The following is a 16,504-nucleotide window of genomic DNA, read 5'->3' on the forward strand; positions in this document are numbered from 1 at the left end:
CTTGTTTGATTACTCTGAAATTGAAATGTCTCACTTGCTTTCCCCTCTTCCTTAAATGCGTTTTTAAAAATTCAACACGGGCCGATCTCGCGCACCATGGCAACAAGGGTCTGACGATTGACGGTACCAAAGGCAGAGCGCAGGGCGTCGATGGTGCAGGCGCCGTTTTCCAGTTCCGCTCTCAGCTTGCTCAGCGCATCCGGTGCCGCATCTGAAAGACCGGGTGTTTGGGTCAGCAAGACCCTGATCTGGTCAGGTGTCAGCGGAACGGCGCGGCGACGTTGCGCGGCCTCGGTCCCGCCGGCTCTGCCTTGTGGCTGCACGCTGGCCGCGACAGTCACATCATCGGCTGGTTGCGATGCCGCGACCGGCGACGCTGGCTGCGGCGTGTTGGCGGGGGCAGGTGGGGCAGGGGTGGTGTCCGCTACATTGGCATTGGCGCCGATCAGGCCCGTCAGGGTCTGGGTCATGGTCTGAATGCTGTTGCGAACCGTTTCGCGGTTGGTGCGCAGGGCGGTCAGCTCGGTTTCAAGCTGCGCGATCTCATCGCTGCGTGCCAGTTTGGCCTCTTCGATTTTCGCCAGTTCGCTGCGGGCGGTTTCCAGCATCCCACGGGTGTCAGCCAGTTCCGCAGACAGGCGCTGGCCTTCTTCCTGCGTTTCGGCCTGTTCAGCCTGAGCAGAGGCAAGTTTGGCGTTCATTGCCGTGACCTCGTCCGACAGCGAGGCTTGCTTTTCGGTCAATTCGGCCAATTGCGCGCGGGTCTTGTCAAGTTCGGCCTGCTGCGCTTCGCCATCGGCGGTTTTTTCTGCCAGTTCCATCAGGGTGGCCTGGCTTTTTCCGATCTCGTCAGACAATTCGCCAAGGAACCGTCGCTGCGCTTCGACCGTATCATCAATCGTCTCAAGGTTCGCCTTGGCGGTGGCGACGTCGGATTGAAGTGCTGATTGCTGTTCCAGATCGGCGGCAATCGCGCTTGCTAGGTTTTCCTTTTGAGCCGTGGCCGCCCGGATGTCGGCCTGAAGCGCGGTCAGGGTGGCCTGTGCCTCGTCCGATTGCTGGACCAGGGCGTTGTGGTCGGCGATCTGTGCCTTGACCGTATCAAGCTGTTGGGTGGCTGTGGCCAGGTCCGCGGCGGCACTGGCGGTGCGCGTCTGCGCGGCGTCGGCATCGGCCAGAACGGTTGCAAGCGTTTCGCGGGCCTGCGCCAATTCGGCATTCACCGCCTGAAGCTCTTGTTCCGCCGTTTCGGATTGCCGGGTTGCCGCCTGAAGCGCCTGCTGTTTTTGCGCAAGCATGGTCTGGATTTCTTCGGTTTTTTCCATGGCCGATTGCTGGTCATCCAGAATGGCCTGCGCCGCGGCAAGTTCGGTGCGCAGGGCCGACAGGTTCCGGTTCTCGTCCGAAACCTCGTCGCGTCGGCTTGCAAGGTCGGCTTCCGCAGACTGGATCTGGCTGTTCAGGTCTTCCAATCGGCTTTGGCGGGTTTGGATATCGCCTGACAGGGCCGTGACCTGTTGTTCAAGCTCGCCGGTCTGGGTTTTCAAAGCCGCAATGCGTTCGGCGTCTTGTTCGGCTGCGGCGATGTCGCGGCGCAACCCGGCCAACTGCGCTTCGGCCGCGGCAAGATCGTCCTTCGCTGCGGTGCGCGCGGCGGTTTCTTCCGCGATGCCTGCCTTCAACGTATCAAGCTGGGTCTGGGCGCTGTTGATCTGTGTGGTCAACTGTTCCAGCGCCGTGGTGCCAGTGGCCTTCTGCTGTTCCAGCTCGGAAATGCGCGCTGCCATGGCGTCGGCTTTCTCGCCGTCCAGGCGAAGTTTTTCGGCGGCGGATTCCAGCTTCGCGATTTCGGCCTGCAACCCGGCCAGAGCAGTTTGCGCGGCCTTGGTGTCCGTGGCAATTTGCGCGGCCTTTGCCTGTCGATCGGTCAAATCTATCGACGCGGCTTCCGCCGCCGAGGAGTATTTCTCAAGCAAAGCCTGCGTTTCGGCAAGTTCGCCTTCCAGCGTCTTGCGCGTTCTTTCGATTTCAGCGGCCAGCAACAGGTTGGTACGTTTCTGGTCCTGCTGCTGAACCATTTCTTCTTCAAGCGCGCGAAGCTCGTCCTCCGCAGCGGTTGTGGCTTCAATGATCTGGTCGCGCTTTTGCGTCGCCTGGTCGATCTCGTCTTCCAAAAGCGCCAGAATCTGGCGCAACGAAGCCGTGGACTGGCCTTGGCCGTCAGTTGTTTCCGATGACGTCTGGCCGCTTGTCTGAAGCGGCAGAAGAAGAACAGTCAGGCAAAAAAACGCTTTAAAAATAATCCCATGCAACGGCATCCCCTCAAACACCCTTAACATTATTATGCAGATATTATTGCACGAATCCGGCCGCGAGTCGATTCCCGCCCGGATTGCATCGGTTGGGGACGGTGACGCGACGGTTCACGATATCATCGGCGCCTGCCTGGTCGATAGCGATTCCGGCCTGGTGTTGACGGCTGAAGGCGGGGGCGGCGTCGTCGACCCGGAAACAATGGGTGCTGCCAACATGGAAGTCGTATGTGCAAAGAATACCGCACCGAAGGCCCTTGCGCTGAAAGGCTATACGAGGACAATCTGATCGCGTGCGGAGGGCGGTTAACCTGATCCGTTCGCTGGCATCCAACGCGGATGTCCCCGGTGCGTGATCCCTGTCCCTGCTGCGGTCTGTTCACGCTGTTGCTTGCCACCCACATGCTGTTCCAAATCGCCCGTGTCACCACGCGCCAACCTCTCGCGCGGTATATCCAGCACGGCTTCTGCCCGTTCGTGGCCCGTCGGCTTGGCCGCATCCTGATTCGCGGCAAAAGCCAGTTGCATGATCGAATGCCAATGTCGAACGAACCCGGCGAGGTAATTGTGGATTACGTCGGCAATGAGCGCCGGGGCCGGAAAGGGCACTGTCTGTTTTGGCCCGCCAATGGCATATATCGGCATATATGTTCTGCGGCACGGCCGTGCAGAAGATGGCCATCCACATTGCAGAGGCTGGTACTTCTTGCGGCACATTTCCGCTTTGGTCCCAAATTTCCAGATACTGCACGAAGCACTATTTGCTGATATGGCACCAAAGCAGCGATAAGGGAACGCGCACAATCATCGGGCTGTGGCTTCAGCTTTCCGATACGCCAGACAGTGCCAACACCAGCGAACGCACCTCTTCAATTCCGGATCGCTTCTTGAGATCACTGTCCGTCGTCATATAAAATGGGACATCAGAGCGGCTTGAACATTGGAGGCTCTGGTTCGGTTGCGTGATTGATTATGCTGCTTGTTTTTGATGTTGCAAGCGGCGGCTTTGGATCGTCATTTTCTTGATCTTTTCCCTTTCTCTGATGATGGCTTTGTCACGTCCAAAATAGACGTCAGCGGGTGTGACGTTGCTCAGGCTCTCGTGGTAGCGCTGGTTGTTGTAATAGTCGACGAAGGCCCCGATATGGCGTTCAAGATCGCCGGGCAGGTAGTAGTTTTCCAGTAGAAGCCGGTTCTTCATGGTCTGATGCCAGCGCTCGATTTTGCCCTGGGTTTGCGGATGGAACGGCGCCCCGCGAACGTGATCCATTTTCTGGTCCCCCAGCCATTTGGCCAGGTCGCCGGATATGTAGCACGACCCGTTGTCGCTGAGCAGGCGCGGCTTGTGTCGGACCACGGCCTGGTCGCAGCCAGACGCCGTAAGAGCCAGCTCAATAGTGTCTGTCACGTCCTCGGCCCGCATGGTCGTGCAGAGCTTCCAGGCAATGATATACCGGCTGTAATCGTCCAGGATCGTGCTGAGGTAATACCAGCCCCAGCCGATGATCTTGAAGTAGGTGAAGTCGGTCTGCCACATCTGATTGATCGCCGTGGTTTTGTCCGAGAACTCTTCGGCAGCCTTGATCACCACATATTCGGGTGCCGTGATCAGATCGGCAGCTTTCAGAATGCGGTAAGCCGATGATTCAGAGATAAAATACCGCTTCTCGTCGGTATATTTGACCGCCAACTCACGGGTGGTCAGCGCCTCATGTTCCAGCGCAAACTCAATCAGATCATCCCGCCGGCCCTGCGGAATACGGTTCCAGACCGACTTCGGCCGAGGTGCGCGGTCCGCCAATGCATCAAGGCCGCCTTCGACGTAGCGGTCATACCATCGGTAAAATGTCGTGCGCGGGATACCCAGCATATCAAGGGTCATTTTTGTGGGCAGGTGTGATCCCTCAACCGTGCGAATGATCTCAAGCTTCTCGGTTGCTGGATACCTCATTCCTCGAACTCCCCAGCCCCTGTCATGCTTTTTTTGAGCAGACGGTTCTCAAGGGTTAGGTCAGCCACGCATTCTTTCAGAGCCATGGCTTCGGATCGCAGATCCTTCACCTCAGGCGATGTCGCCTGACGCGCTGTGTCGCCGGAAAGACGACGCTTTCCAGCCTCAAGGAATTCCTTCGACCAAGTGTAATACAGGCTGTCAGAGATACCCTCGCGGCGACATAACGCCGAGATGCTTTCCTCCCCGCGCAATCCGGCCAAAACAATGCGGATCTTCTCCTCCGCCGAGTAGGTCTGGCGGGTCTTGCGACGGATGTTTTTAACCAGCTTGTCAGCTGCGTCTTTCGATGTTCCGGGCTTCTTGTTCATCTTCGCTCCTTAAAGGCTACGATGAACCAGAAACCCTCCGTTGTTCAAATCATCAAATCTGTTCCACAGGTGCTGACGTCAGACACCCGGGGTCAATGATTGCGGCTTGTGTGATACGAGGATCCCGCGCATCCGCCTCGTATCCGGGATAGTCTGCAAAACGCACATCCCCCAGCCGGAAGAACACGCAGTCAGCGGCATCGGGTCCCGTTGTGCAGTTCGCATCCTGAACTGAGCCATCGAAGCGAACACCGGCAAGGCCAAGCGCTGTCGCGCCGCCGAGGGAGAAACCAACGACCCCGATGCGTTCCTCGTCGATGAACGGTGAGAAGGCGGGATCTGCGAGCAGCATGTCAAGAGCCGCCGACAGGTCGTTCGCCCGCGCTTCAAGATCGACGGACCGGCGCGGAGAACTGTCCCCGCTGGTCGATCCGGGGTGGTTGACGGCCAGCACAATCGCACCCTGCGCCACAAGTCCACTGGTTAGCCAGCCCAGGCTATCCGAATTGCCGCCGGATCCGTGCGACAGCAGCACAAGCGGGTGCTCTCCCTCTGCTACGGCGGGACCGATGAAGGCAAAGGTGGGATCGAAGATCGGACCATCCCCGACCGGGGCCCGGTAAGTTGGGTTCGCGGCCGGATACCAAATCGAGGCCGCGACGGGCCGTGCGCGATGATCGGCCCTTAGGTCAAACCGGTCATAGCCCGGAAGCATGTCCGCCGCTGCAGGTGCGGCATGGGACAGCGCAAGGATTGAAAGAAGAGTAAGACGTTTCATGGGAACCTCCGTTTTTGAACGCTGCCCAACAGATGTGAAAAAAAGCACGTCCCCGCGTCCTGTTTTCGGGATTCAGGTCGTCATGATCCGGTTTTTGGACGATAGTCGCGCCATGCCCATGCTTCCGATCCCTGCCTTTGTCGCTCTTGTTCTTGGCTATCTCGCATTGCGCAGCTTCCTGTCCGGGGGGCGGCCGCTTCTGGTGACTTTCCTCGTCGCCTGCGCCTTGCAGTCCTCTCTTGTCACACTTGTCGGGGGCTATGGCATCGAATGGCTGCGACCCGTTCTACCGGTCAGCGCAACACTCGTTCCGGCGCTGGCGTGGGTCACGTTCCAAGATGCGCTCGTCAGCCGTATTTCCGTGCAGGTGATGGCGGGCCACCTTGCGGCACCGGCGTTTACCCTGTTCTGCAGGGTCTTTGCGCCCGAAACGACCGATGTCATCGTACCGCTTGTTTTTGCAGGCTACGGATGCGCGATCCTTGTCCAGTTGCGCGGTGCCTCCGACATGCCACTGGCGCGTTTGGATGCCGGGCACGTTCCAGCAGTGATCTGGCAGGTTCTCGGATGGGCTCTTATAGCTTCGGCTGTCAGCGATATTCTGATCGCAGTGGCATTTGCCACAGGGAACGCAGGGTGGACCGGCTGGATGATCACGGTGTCCTCATCGCTCGTGTTGCTCCTTGTCGGAATGCTCAGTGGCAGCCCGTCTGCATCCGGAACTGCAGGGGATGACGGGCCGGCGGCCCCTGATCCTGCACCTCAAACCAGTCAGGAAGATGTCGAGATCGTCACGAAGCTGGAGGATTTCCTGAAGCGAGAACGGATGCACCTTGATCCTAATCTAACGCTCGCACGTCTTGCCCGCCGTTTGCACCTGCCGGAAAAGCGGCTGTCCATGGCGGTCAATCGCGCGACAGGAAGCAACGTCTCGCGTTACATTAACTCATGGCGCATCCGTCATGCATGTGAAAAGATCGAAGCTGGCATGAGCATCACCGATGCGATGCTGGAAAGCGGCTTCAACACGAAATCCAATTTCAATCGGGAGTTCCTGCGAGAGACGGGCATCGCGCCAAGCAAATGGCCTAAAGCGGTGCAATCTTCCTCAAATGTGACCTCGATCGGAAAGAAGAAAATAGGGCCGTAGGGTGCCATCTGTCCCAAAATCCCTGACGACGGACAGGCTCAATGGCGTTTCTTCTCTATACCTTTGTTGCTCACTGAGAATTGTAAAGTCAGCAACCAGCCCGCGAGATTGGTGCATCACCTAAAACTCAGCCTATTTTCACGCAAGTTATTGGCCTACGAAGGCTCCTAAATATGAAACTCCAGAGCGCCTCACACCCAACAGGGAAGGCGGATCCACCGCTTCTCCGGAAAAAGGAATAGGCAGACCATCCTCATCATGTATTTAATCACCAACGTGTCACTAACAAAGTTGGAAGGATTGCTTTCGGTTGTGAAAGGGATCCGGTTCAACCCAGCACGTGCGCAATCCGGTGATACCTCTACTCAGGGGAAGAGGGGTCGAGATACCTGCGTTGAAGTTCCTTTATGTAATCGAGTAATGCTTCGACCAATGAAACCAACTCTTCAGTCTTGTCCCTGCTTCTTGTTGTCGCCTGATCCAGCTTCGCAGCCGTGATCTCCACTTGCTTTGCGTTCTCGCCCAATTGTTCAAGGCCTATCGTGCCAGCGAGGCCATATATCCTGTGTGCCCTTTCCTTTATCTTGACGATGGCATGGGCAGCATCTTGATCAGTGTCGATACAAATAAGTAGGTTGCTGAAGTGCTCGAAGTGTTGGTCGAGACTTCGCAGATACTTCGCTTGGATGCTGATGATTGCGTCATTTAGCGCGGTATGATCTGTCGATTCCATATTTGACACTCTTATCTTAGGGTAAACAGACCGTTAATTCGGTCCCAGATACTTGGCTTGGTTGAAGTTGGTTGAGCAGTGCGGCCATTTTGATCTGCGGATGCAATGGCGTCATCAATCAACTGCAAGGGATTTCGGGAAGCCAGGATCGACATCGTAACCGGCTCTCCCATGATGACTCGGATTTTATCGTGGTCTACGGCCTCAAACTCATCAACACTTGCCTGTATTCGCTGCGCGAGATCATCAAGCGCACTCGAAATGATACGCTGGGTAACGCAAACAAATCGGCCGCGCCCACAATAGGCCAAGAGATAACTTCTACTCTTCATATTGAGTGCTATCGCGTCTGCCACGTCCACAAGTGTCATGTAGATGTCGCTCAAGCTGGAACGCGACCAAAGCCCCTCAAAATCACGTATAGCGAACCCGATAACCGTTGATTGGAAGATTTTGCCGCGAGACAATTGCAGGAGATAGTTTTCCAGGACCAACCTATCTATTGCCCCTGGCACTTCGTCGATGGTTACCGCATCGTCAATCGAGAATCTGAATGCCTCACCGACCTTGTTTCTAAGCGATTGAAGCTCGCGTGCCGATCCGGTTGCAATCCGTTGCTCCTTCACCAGTTTCTCGGCCAAACGGATTCTTGTGCCAAGCTCCAACGGATCGAATGGTTTGCTGATGTAGTCTGTTGCACCTGCGGCAAACGCACGATCAATATAGGATCGGTCTGTCATCGCCGTTATCATGAGTATCGGGCATGTCTTGTAGTGAGGCAGTGCCCTGATAACACCACAGAGTTCAATACCGTCCATTTCCGGCATCTGAATATCTAGCAGAATGCAGTCAAATGGAGACGTTGCATTCGAGATTTCCCGTAGTGCAGCCGTGGCTGAGTTCACGAGAGTATGCTCGACAAAGCCGCCAGCCTTGAGAATTGCATCGAGCAGTTCCAGCACATACTTGTCATCGTCGACGGCAAGGATTTTCAATTTCTCGTCTCCCAGTCGTTCCTACGAAACTCTCAAATCTCGCATGGGTGGTTCCTAAGTCCAGTATTCGGAGTGGCTACCACTTTTCCATGTTAGGTTGTAGATGGGAATTGAGGCTGCAATTTGGCAGTGAATAATGTTTGAGGGAGTTGAGGTCGCTATTTTTGAGAACCTTAGCCGGGTTCAGAAGCTGGTAGACCCAGCAGTTGGAAATTCCTGATTGCTGACGCTATTCAGCGGCGGCTCGATGCCAAGCTGCGTGTAACAGGGTGGGCAACCCAACCGGATCAAAGGGTTTGGCTATTACGTCGAGCGCACCCAATTGTTTGAGCATCACTGAAACGTCGTTTTGGACTTTAGCTGTCATGAATATCACCGGCACTTGTTCAAGGCCCGGTAGACGACGCAACTCCGTCCAGGTTTCTTCCCCGGTCATCCCCGGCATCATCATGTCCAGGAGGAAAAGGTCTGGCTGGAAGGCCAATGCACTGGCTATTGCTTCTTTGCCAGAACTACATGACTGCACAGTTAACCCACCTATGGAACAGAGAGACAACTCCACAATCGTTCGAATATCCGCGTCATCATCGACGTGCAGGATTCTTTGCAGCTCGGTCATATCGGAGTTGTTCCTGGGTTGTTTTAGCGCTCAGTCGGGCAGTGTCTCAAACTCAAGTAAAAACGTGGTGCCGACGCCAACAACGCTTTCAAAGTCTATATTCGCACCGTGTTTGTCGAGGATGCGTTTTGTGATGTGCAATCCAAGGCCCGTTCCCCCAAACTTCCGAGTGTCGGAGGCATCGAGCTGTGAAAACGGTTTGAACAGTTTATCCCTTGCCTCTTGAGGGATTCCTATACCTTGGTCCGCGACGCGAATAATGGCCATTCCGCCTTCCTTCTCTGCCGAGACGCGGATGATGTCTCCTTCGTCAGAGAACTTAATCGCGTTCGAGAGCAAGTTCGCCATCACCTGGAGCAGGCGTGATTTGTCACCAAGGATCATGAGCACTTCACCAGAGGTTTCGAAAGCAACCTCGATCCGTGAATTCCGCGCATAATGCGAAATGGCATCAACTGCTTCCTGGACTATTTCTTCGAGATTCACCACTTCTAACTGCAGGTCAATCTGACTGGCTTCCATCTTTTGAAGATCCAGAAGCTCACCGATAAGAAGAAGCAGACGATCCGTGTTTCGCTGCGCCATGTCCAGCAAAGGCGATAACTCGGCAGGTATCTCGCTCGCCGCGCCACTTCTCATCAGGTCAAGTGACCCCTTGATCGACGTTAACGGCGTGCGCAGTTCATGGCTCACGGTAGAGAGAAATTGCGACTTCGCTTCGGACGCTCTCATGGCCCGGTCGCGTTCCAGCTTCAAACTCTCGAACTGGCGCATATTCTTCCTGTAGAGATCAACAAATATCCGCGAACAATCCACAATGAAATATAGAACAAAGCCGACCGTGATGAACTGCAGCCAAAGATAGGAGTCAATTGGTGGTCGGACGACAATCAGGTCGCGCGCGGGAATGAAAATGAAAGCAAGACCGTAAATCACCAGCTTAATGAGAAGGAGTTGTGGGATCTGGTGATTATTGACGGCGGCAAAAAGCGCTGCGGCAAACAACAGGAACAGGGGCGTGAAATGTAGGGCTGGACCCTCTGACCATGACATTACTATTGCAAATGAAGCGATTGCCAGCGTGCTTAGAATCTGGCTCATGATGACCAGAGCGAGATATTTCCGAGTCTCTCGCACGCTGCCACCTTTCCAAACGATCACCTTCTTGGAAATGCAAAGGTCTGTTGCTTCCGCAAGCAGGAGGAACAAATAGCACATAGAGGCAAGGAAGAAGTCGAAGTAGTAAGCCGTTAAAAGGGCAACGCCCGCGAACATCGCCTGCCGTTGCCAGAACAGGTTCATACCAACTTTGACAAAGTCTTTCAGCTGATGCTCTGACCGGATTTTCTGGAGCCGCTTTCCACTGCCAGGCTTGTCCGCAAGCACGACAAAGTCACGCATGGGTATACGCTTTACCAACCAGATCAACGGCGCTTTCAATGAGATATTCATGCTGCTGACCGGTCCTGCAGAATGTTCTCTAAGCTGGGCGCAAGAGCTTCCCGTTTGATATCGATTGGCAAGTTCGCGCCCTCCTGAGTTCAGCGGTCGATTTGGACACCCGACGTTTCAACCTGGCAACGCTCTGCGACGATGCGGGGCGAGTCACCGCATGAGCATGGTGTCAGACAAGGAGGCTGTTTCATGCGTCACTTCACAGCTTGCGGTTCATCCGCACTATATATGATAAATTGTGGGTAATGTCGTCAATACAGTTATGGGTTGATTTCTCCATCTGTGCCGAATGTGCTTCCGTCTAGGGATCGAGTTCCTGTATCGGCCATTGTATTGCCTGTGGAAATCAGTACTAGCACCACCACAAGTAGCTTTAACTTAGTCTTTATCACCTTGCCTCAATGCCAGTACGGTTGCCGCCACCCGGCTTCTTTGGCTTCTGCTTCGCTGCAAAACCAACGCTCGCCCTTCGCGGTGTTGATCTTCGTGCGCCTATACCAAGGCGACCAAGGTGCATGATAAATCCGCCCGTTCTCAGAGATATTTCCTTTGATCGGGCACCCTTCCGGTGCAAGTGGATCCCCGTTCTTCCATTGCTCATCGCGGAATTCCCAAGGCGTTTGATAGTTGCCAGACCAGATTCCGCGGCGCGCTGATCTGGCTTCACTTTCTTGGGAAACATAGACATCAGTAAAGCGAACAAACGCCCAAGCCATGCCTTGCGAAACCATCTCGGCCCCAAGGTCAATACCGTTTGCATGGCAGGTCGCAATCGTGCGTCCGTATCCGTCCTTGGTGATTGCATCACACTCAACGGCTCTCCCCTCGGCCAGATTTACAAGGGTGTCGGTCGCCTCTTTCCCGCATGACCACTTTCCACATTTCTGGCCGTGTTCGGGCGCGTCGATACCATTCAGGCGATAGACAGTGCCGTCTACTTCAAGCGTATCACCATCGAGAATTCGCGTCTGTGCGAGAGCAAGCAAGGGGCTGGTGGATGTAAGCGCTGCGACAATCGCAGCGGTAAAGAACTTGGTCATGAAATGCACTCCGCGCTGCGCCAACCACTCGATGTAAACAATCTACGCATCTAACATTCAACCCGTATCAAGGCGCGGGCTATTCGGAGACCGGGCGAATTGATCAAGCAGATTGAACATTCATGAAAGGGCGAGGGCGACCATAGCGTCTTAAGCGCCGCTCGTGAGGTTGGCATGTCCAAACATCAACAGGTTCTGTCCACATATTGCCACCTGGCACCAACTATTCATGCGCTGGGTATCTGGCTTTATAGTTCTCGAAAACTGCTGATAACGCACTATTGCGGATGAGAGTGTTTGCCAACAGGCTGCAGACTGCGGAGGAAGCACGTACCATTTCGCGGCATTTATCCTGGTTTCGGCGAGCCCAATCGAGTTTCTGTTCCAGATCCGTAGCCCCTCGCTGAAGTGGAATATAGTGCTCCCAAGGTCTAAAGCATGAAGAATAGAAGACCTCCCACCCATCTTCCTCTTTCAGGACAACAGAGTTTGAATTTGCGGCAACGAGGAAGTTCGAGCCTGTGTCGTATCCGGACAGGCTGATGATATACTTGAACTGGAAGAACCATTGCAGTTCTTCTTTCTGTTTCACAAAGCGTCCCAGTGCGGATATGGCGGCTTTTGATACAAGTGGTTCTTTTTGCACCAACCCCAAATCAAAGTCGTCGTTGTCGATCAGCCTTTCCAGTACACGGTACCGGGTAAGCCCGCTGAGTTCTTCAAGCAGATGATCTGTCGCATCGGTCCCCGGTTCAACAGATTCCAGGTCCTTCACAATCATATGCGCAGGTCGTCGTTCCGAAAGATCTGGAGCAAGGACAGACTTCTGGTCAAACTCCAGTTGGTCCCATGATTCATGGTGCACAAAATCTCTTAGTCCTGGAGTATGATAGCCAGGCAGGGGCCATAGAACCATGTTCTTTGCGCCGACCCTACGATTGTAGGTGATCAATGGGGTGCCGGGCGGTGGATTTTCTCCACTACCGTAGCGTCGCCCATCTTGCATGTCATAGCGGCTTGGTGCTGCCTGCCCCAAACTTAGTATCTCATTGATCGTGGCTTGGATTCTGTGCATCTTCCGCATACCCGGCGGAGCCAGGAAAACCTCTCGTCCGTCCAGAGAACTGCGTTCAAATGGGAGCCGTCGTCCGTCGCGGTCGACTACACGATCCTTGCCATCCCACTCAGCGAAGATACCGCTGGTTTGCTCATAGTCGAAATCGAGATGGCTCTCCGAGATGCTGCCAGAGCAGAAGTCTATCAATTCCTGGACAAACCTGGGGTTTTCATTTGGGCCATGGCGTGGTTGTCCTATGACCCCGTGGGGTTGAATGCCTTCAAAAACGCTACCCAGTTCTAGAAGTTGGGAATGCTGAACTGTAGTTTTCTTTTCTACAGAGCGGTATTTGAAGTGAAACCAAGGTGATAGTTTATCAATCAAGCAATCAAGTCCCTGCCCTTCTGTTTCACACGAGAAGAAATGCTCATAACCCTGAAAATACTCGTTACATTGGGATTGATGCTCTTCCCAATCGGTTATCCAGACTTCGGGTAAATCGGTTAAGTGTACTCCAAGCCTATGAGCTTGTGATACGGCATACTCGCCGTTTCTGATCGCAAAACGGCTGGCTATCAGGTCTTCGGGATAACACTTGTCGAGAATGAAGATTGCATCAGGAAAACTCTCTTTCAGGAAGCGAAACTCTCTGAATGCTTCGACCTGTGGGAGTTGGATCCTGTGAACAGATTCCAAGCCCGAGAAAAAATGCGCCCTTGGCCAAGCCTGAAGCGGCTCAGCCCCCACTGCTTTGCTGTACATGATATCTTCAGCAAGGGTACCGTTCAGCCAATGCCGTGCTCGATACCCATTTCTATCAAAAAGTGAGGCCAGTATCCTGGCGCTCTTGGTATTGAAGCCAATCTGAAAAACAATTGGCTCAGGGTTCTCTCGTTTCACTTGTTCAAACCTTGAAGGAAACCGGACGGGGCTTGTTGTCTGTTCTGCCAACAACCGTAGCGGCATTTACAATGGTATGTTCGCACTGTTCCCTCTTTGATCGCTCTGGTTTTTACGAGTGGTAATAGGAAAGTCGGAAACAGTATAAAGCAACCTTAAAACCAATGCGGATACGTGTAGGGCAAGCACTTAGTTCGTGCGGAAAACTGAGTTGGTTCAGTTTCAAATATTGCTTTCTGATCACCGGTGCAGCCAGTTGATTATATCTCGGTCATTGGCAGATCGATTATGGAGATGTACCAGCACCTCTACAGGATCAGATGTTAAGTTGCGAGTCGATGCGGTTTGACGGGCCGAGGGGCGTTTGCCCGTCGCAAAGACAAGGTAAGCAGCAGCAACCAAACGCTGCCAACTGATCGCCCTGGCATTGACGCAGCGGTCTGACGGCGTTCCGCTTGAAAGTGAAAGCGGGCCTTGGGTCCGGTTGGATCCGGAGAAGGCGGGAAAGGGGTCAGGCGGGGTTCCGGAGGGATCCCGCTCCCCCGCCGGGAAACAGCTTTCCAAAACCGTTCTCCGATCCGCGCACGGCTACCGTGCGCTCCTTCTGACATCGGAGACCACCCATGGCCAAATCCAAACCCAAATTCAACGCCGCCGCGTCGATCACAAACGAGCTCATCTGCATCATCGAACGCGGAGTCCTGCCGTGGCGCAAGCCCTGGACGGCGGGTGGCAGTTCCCGGCCTCTGCGCGTGAGCGGCGAGCCGTACCAGGGCGTCAACAACTTCCTGTTGACCATGCGCACGACGATGGCGGGCTACCGCTCGCCCTTCTGGATGACGATGCCACAGGCCAACGCCATGGACGCCAGGATTCGCAAAGGCGAGAAATCCTCCCTGGTGGTCTATTACGGGCAGAACCGGAAACAGGGGGCGGGGGGTGACACGGCTGACGAGGGCGAGACCGACGACGCCCGGGTCTTCCGTTTCCAGAAGTCCTACCGCGTCTTCAACGCTTGTCAGATCGAAGGGCTCCCGGACAGTTTCGATCCCGACCCCGAGCCCGTGCCCGTGCCGGATCATCCGGCCGCAGAGCCGATCGCGCATATGCAGGCCCTCTTCGAGGCCATCGACATCACCACGGTGTTCGCGGGCGACGAGGCCTATTACATGCCGGCGGTCGACAAGGTCTACATGCCGCCCATCACACGGTTCCAGGACCCGCGAAACTTCTACGGCGTTTGGGCGCACGAGTATTCTCATGCCACCAAGGCGCCGCATCGCCTGAACCGCAACTACGGTCTGTCCCGGTTCGGGAACACGGCCTACGCACGCGAAGAAATCGTCGCCGAGCTGACGTCCTGTTTCCTGGGCCAGCAGCTCGGTTTCACGGCGCATACGCTCGAGATGAACGCGGCCTACCTCTACAACTGGCTCCGCGTCCTGCGCTCGGACACCAATGCGATCTTCAAGCATGCGGCGGACGCGCAGCGGGCTTGCGACTATCTGATTGCCCGGTCGGAGGCGGGCAGGGCGAAGGATGCCGATCGGGCCGCGTGAGGGGGTGTCTCGGGGCAAAGGGAAAGAAGGCTTCGGGTCTGGTGGTTTCAACCCATCCGGAAAGGACAGACCCATGAGCAATCCAAAACCCGCCGAGCTCTCCCCGCCCGACGCCGCAGCTATCGCCGCGCAGAACGACGCCTTCCGCAGGCTTGCCTGTCTCGGCGTCGCGCCGGATCAACCGATCCAGGGGCGCATGCACGTGACGCGTTCCTTGATGGAGGCCGGCGACGGCTTCATGGCCGAGGCCGTGAAGGCCACGGGGGAGTTCGCGACCTTCGAGCCCGAGAACGACCCCGAGGGCTGGCACGATTTCGGGGCGGTCACGATCCGCGGCGAGACCGTGTTCTGGAAAATCGACATGTTCGAGGCTGACTCGGACTTCCGCTATGGCGCGGAGGCGCCCGACAATCCTGAAACCACGATGCGCGTGCTCACGATCATGATGGCGCGCGACTGGTAGGGCAGGGGACCCTTCCCCCGAAAAATCGCAACGACAGGCCCACTGACCTTCCAAAAGGAAAAGTGGGCCTTTTGTCCTGTTGGTTCCCGAATCCGGGGATCGGTCAGGCCGCCTGGAAAGTCCGGGTGGCGCAGAACCCAGAGAAGGACATGTCATGACCCAAGCGCTCAAACCCGTTTCCGTCGCCATCGGCGATCTCGTCGCCCATCCGGCCAACGTGCGGACCAATTCCCCCGAAACCTATGCCTCCGAGAACATTGCGCACCTCAAGGCCAGCATCGCTGTTCTGGGCCTCCTGCAACCGCTGCTGGTCCAGAAGATCGATGGCAAGTTCGGCGTCCTTGCCGGCGGCCGGCGCCACGCGGCGCTCCTCGAGCTGGTCGCCGACAAGACCGCCAAGGGGTTCACCAACCGCACCAAGATCGACTGCCGCCTGGTCCCGGATGATTGCGATGTGACCACCGCGCTGTCGCTCGCCGAAAACATCACCCAGGCGCCGATGAGCGCGATCGACGAGTTCGAGGCCTTCGCGCGGATGATGGGGGTCGACGGCCAGACGCCCGAGACCATCGCCAAGACCTTCGGCACCACGGTCGCTGCCGTGAAGGGCCGGCTGCGCTACGGGCTCATCCATCCCGACATCCGCGCCGCGGCACGGGCGAAATCGATCACCCTCGACACAATGAAAGCCTTCGCGGATCATCCGAGCCAGGAGGTGCAACGCGAGGTCTTCGAGGCGCTCACCAAGGAGGACAGTTACCTGCAGGCCTATACGGTCCGCAACGCGCTGAAGTCCCGCGGCGTGCAGGTCAGCGACGATATCGGGGCCTTCGTGCGGAAGGACTACGAAGCGCGTGGCGGCGTCATCGCGGCCGATCTCCTCGAAGAGCATTCGGTGCTAGAAGATTCCGAGCTGGTCGAGACGATCCTGCTCGAGAAGCTGGCGGCCGCCGCCGAGGAGACCCGCGCGAAGATGGGCTTTGCCTGGGCGGATGCCAGTCCCAGCCCGAGGGCGACATGGGTCTTGCCGGTGCCGGAGGGACCGAGCGCGATCACATTCTCCTTGCGTTCGATCCATTCGCAGCGCGCCAGCTCCAGCACCATCATCCTGTTGAGCGACG

General features: G+C 55.9%; 14 protein-coding genes and 2 pseudogenes. 5 read left to right on the top strand and 11 right to left on the bottom strand.

The window, feature by feature from the left end; translation table 11 throughout:
- Positions 1-71: 71 nt before the first annotated feature.
- Complete coding sequence (locus J3R80_RS17200) at positions 72-2,195, bottom strand: hypothetical protein (protein WP_275394979.1); 2,124 nt, start codon at positions 2,193-2,195, stop codon at positions 72-74.
- A gap of 148 nt (positions 2,196-2,343) precedes the next feature.
- Between J3R80_RS17200 and J3R80_RS17205 the strand changes: the two genes are divergently transcribed.
- The gene (locus J3R80_RS17205) at positions 2,344-2,601 is read left to right on the top strand and encodes a hypothetical protein (protein ID WP_275394980.1); all 258 of its coding nucleotides are present in this window, start codon (positions 2,344-2,346) and stop codon (positions 2,599-2,601) included.
- A 17-nt stretch (positions 2,602-2,618) separates the two neighbouring features.
- Here J3R80_RS17205 and J3R80_RS17210 read toward each other — a convergent pair whose 3' ends face one another.
- From J3R80_RS17210 to J3R80_RS17220, 3 genes are all read right to left on the bottom strand, one after another.
- On the bottom strand, positions 2,619-2,957 hold the full coding sequence (locus tag J3R80_RS17210; protein ID WP_275394981.1) for a hypothetical protein: 339 nt from the start codon (positions 2,955-2,957) through the stop codon (positions 2,619-2,621).
- Positions 2,958-3,282: 325 nt separating this feature from the next.
- Positions 3,283-4,634, bottom strand: a protein-coding gene (locus J3R80_RS17215) for an IS3 family transposase (RefSeq protein WP_275394982.1) whose coding sequence is annotated in 2 segments (ribosomal slippage) — positions 3,283-4,298 and positions 4,298-4,634 — 1,353 coding nt in all. Because the reading frame shifts where the segments join, the coding sequence is not laid out codon by codon here.
- A gap of 52 nt (positions 4,635-4,686) precedes the next feature.
- Entirely contained in the window at positions 4,687-5,412 is a 726-nt protein-coding gene (locus J3R80_RS17220; protein ID WP_275394983.1) for an alpha/beta fold hydrolase, read from the bottom strand.
- Between the two features lie 82 nt (positions 5,413-5,494).
- On the opposite strand from J3R80_RS17220, the gene J3R80_RS17225 reads away from it, so the two are divergent.
- Entirely contained in the window at positions 5,495-6,562 is a 1,068-nt protein-coding gene (locus J3R80_RS17225) for an AraC family transcriptional regulator (protein WP_275394984.1), read from the top strand.
- 361 nt (positions 6,563-6,923) lie between these two features.
- On the opposite strand, the gene J3R80_RS17230 is transcribed toward J3R80_RS17225, so the two are convergent.
- The 6 genes from J3R80_RS17230 to J3R80_RS17255 form a co-directional block, all read right to left on the bottom strand.
- Positions 6,924-7,295 (bottom strand): Hpt domain-containing protein, encoded by a 372-nt coding sequence (locus J3R80_RS17230; RefSeq protein WP_275394985.1) that lies wholly within the window; start codon positions 7,293-7,295, stop codon positions 6,924-6,926.
- 11 nt (positions 7,296-7,306) lie between these two features.
- Entirely contained in the window at positions 7,307-8,290 is a 984-nt protein-coding gene (locus tag J3R80_RS17235; protein WP_275394986.1) for a response regulator, read from the bottom strand.
- A 229-nt stretch (positions 8,291-8,519) separates the two neighbouring features.
- Entirely contained in the window at positions 8,520-8,909 is a 390-nt protein-coding gene (locus tag J3R80_RS17240; RefSeq protein ID WP_191285328.1) for a response regulator, read from the bottom strand.
- 30 nt (positions 8,910-8,939) lie between these two features.
- On the bottom strand, positions 8,940-10,310 hold the full coding sequence (locus tag J3R80_RS17245) for a HAMP domain-containing sensor histidine kinase (protein WP_275394987.1): 1,371 nt from the start codon (positions 10,308-10,310) through the stop codon (positions 8,940-8,942).
- 452 nt (positions 10,311-10,762) lie between these two features.
- Positions 10,763-11,404 (bottom strand): thermonuclease family protein, encoded by a 642-nt coding sequence (locus tag J3R80_RS17250; protein WP_275394988.1) that lies wholly within the window; start codon positions 11,402-11,404, stop codon positions 10,763-10,765.
- 223 nt (positions 11,405-11,627) lie between these two features.
- Positions 11,628-13,361 (bottom strand): glycosyl transferase family 90, encoded by a 1,734-nt coding sequence (locus J3R80_RS17255; protein ID WP_275394989.1) that lies wholly within the window; start codon positions 13,359-13,361, stop codon positions 11,628-11,630.
- 623 nt (positions 13,362-13,984) lie between these two features.
- Between J3R80_RS17255 and J3R80_RS17260 the strand changes: the two genes are divergently transcribed.
- The 3 genes and pseudogenes from J3R80_RS17260 to J3R80_RS17300 all read left to right on the top strand — a co-directional run.
- Positions 13,985-14,920: a zincin-like metallopeptidase domain-containing protein gene (locus J3R80_RS17260; RefSeq protein ID WP_275394990.1), complete on the top strand. Its 936-nt coding sequence runs from the start codon at positions 13,985-13,987 to the stop codon at positions 14,918-14,920.
- 73 nt (positions 14,921-14,993) lie between these two features.
- Entirely contained in the window at positions 14,994-15,383 is a 390-nt protein-coding gene (locus J3R80_RS17265) for a DUF3768 domain-containing protein (RefSeq protein WP_275394991.1), read from the top strand.
- 154 nt (positions 15,384-15,537) lie between these two features.
- Positions 15,538-16,380: pseudogene (locus J3R80_RS17300) on the top strand (ParB N-terminal domain-containing protein); the annotation flags it as partial.
- 2 nt (positions 16,381-16,382) lie between these two features.
- Here the strand turns inward: J3R80_RS17300 and J3R80_RS17275 are convergent.
- Positions 16,383-16,504 (bottom strand): annotated as a pseudogene (locus J3R80_RS17275) (ATP-binding protein); the annotation flags it as partial.

Source organism: Aliiroseovarius sp. Z3 (assembly GCF_029105185.1).
Lineage (GTDB): Bacteria > Pseudomonadota > Alphaproteobacteria > Rhodobacterales > Rhodobacteraceae > Aliiroseovarius.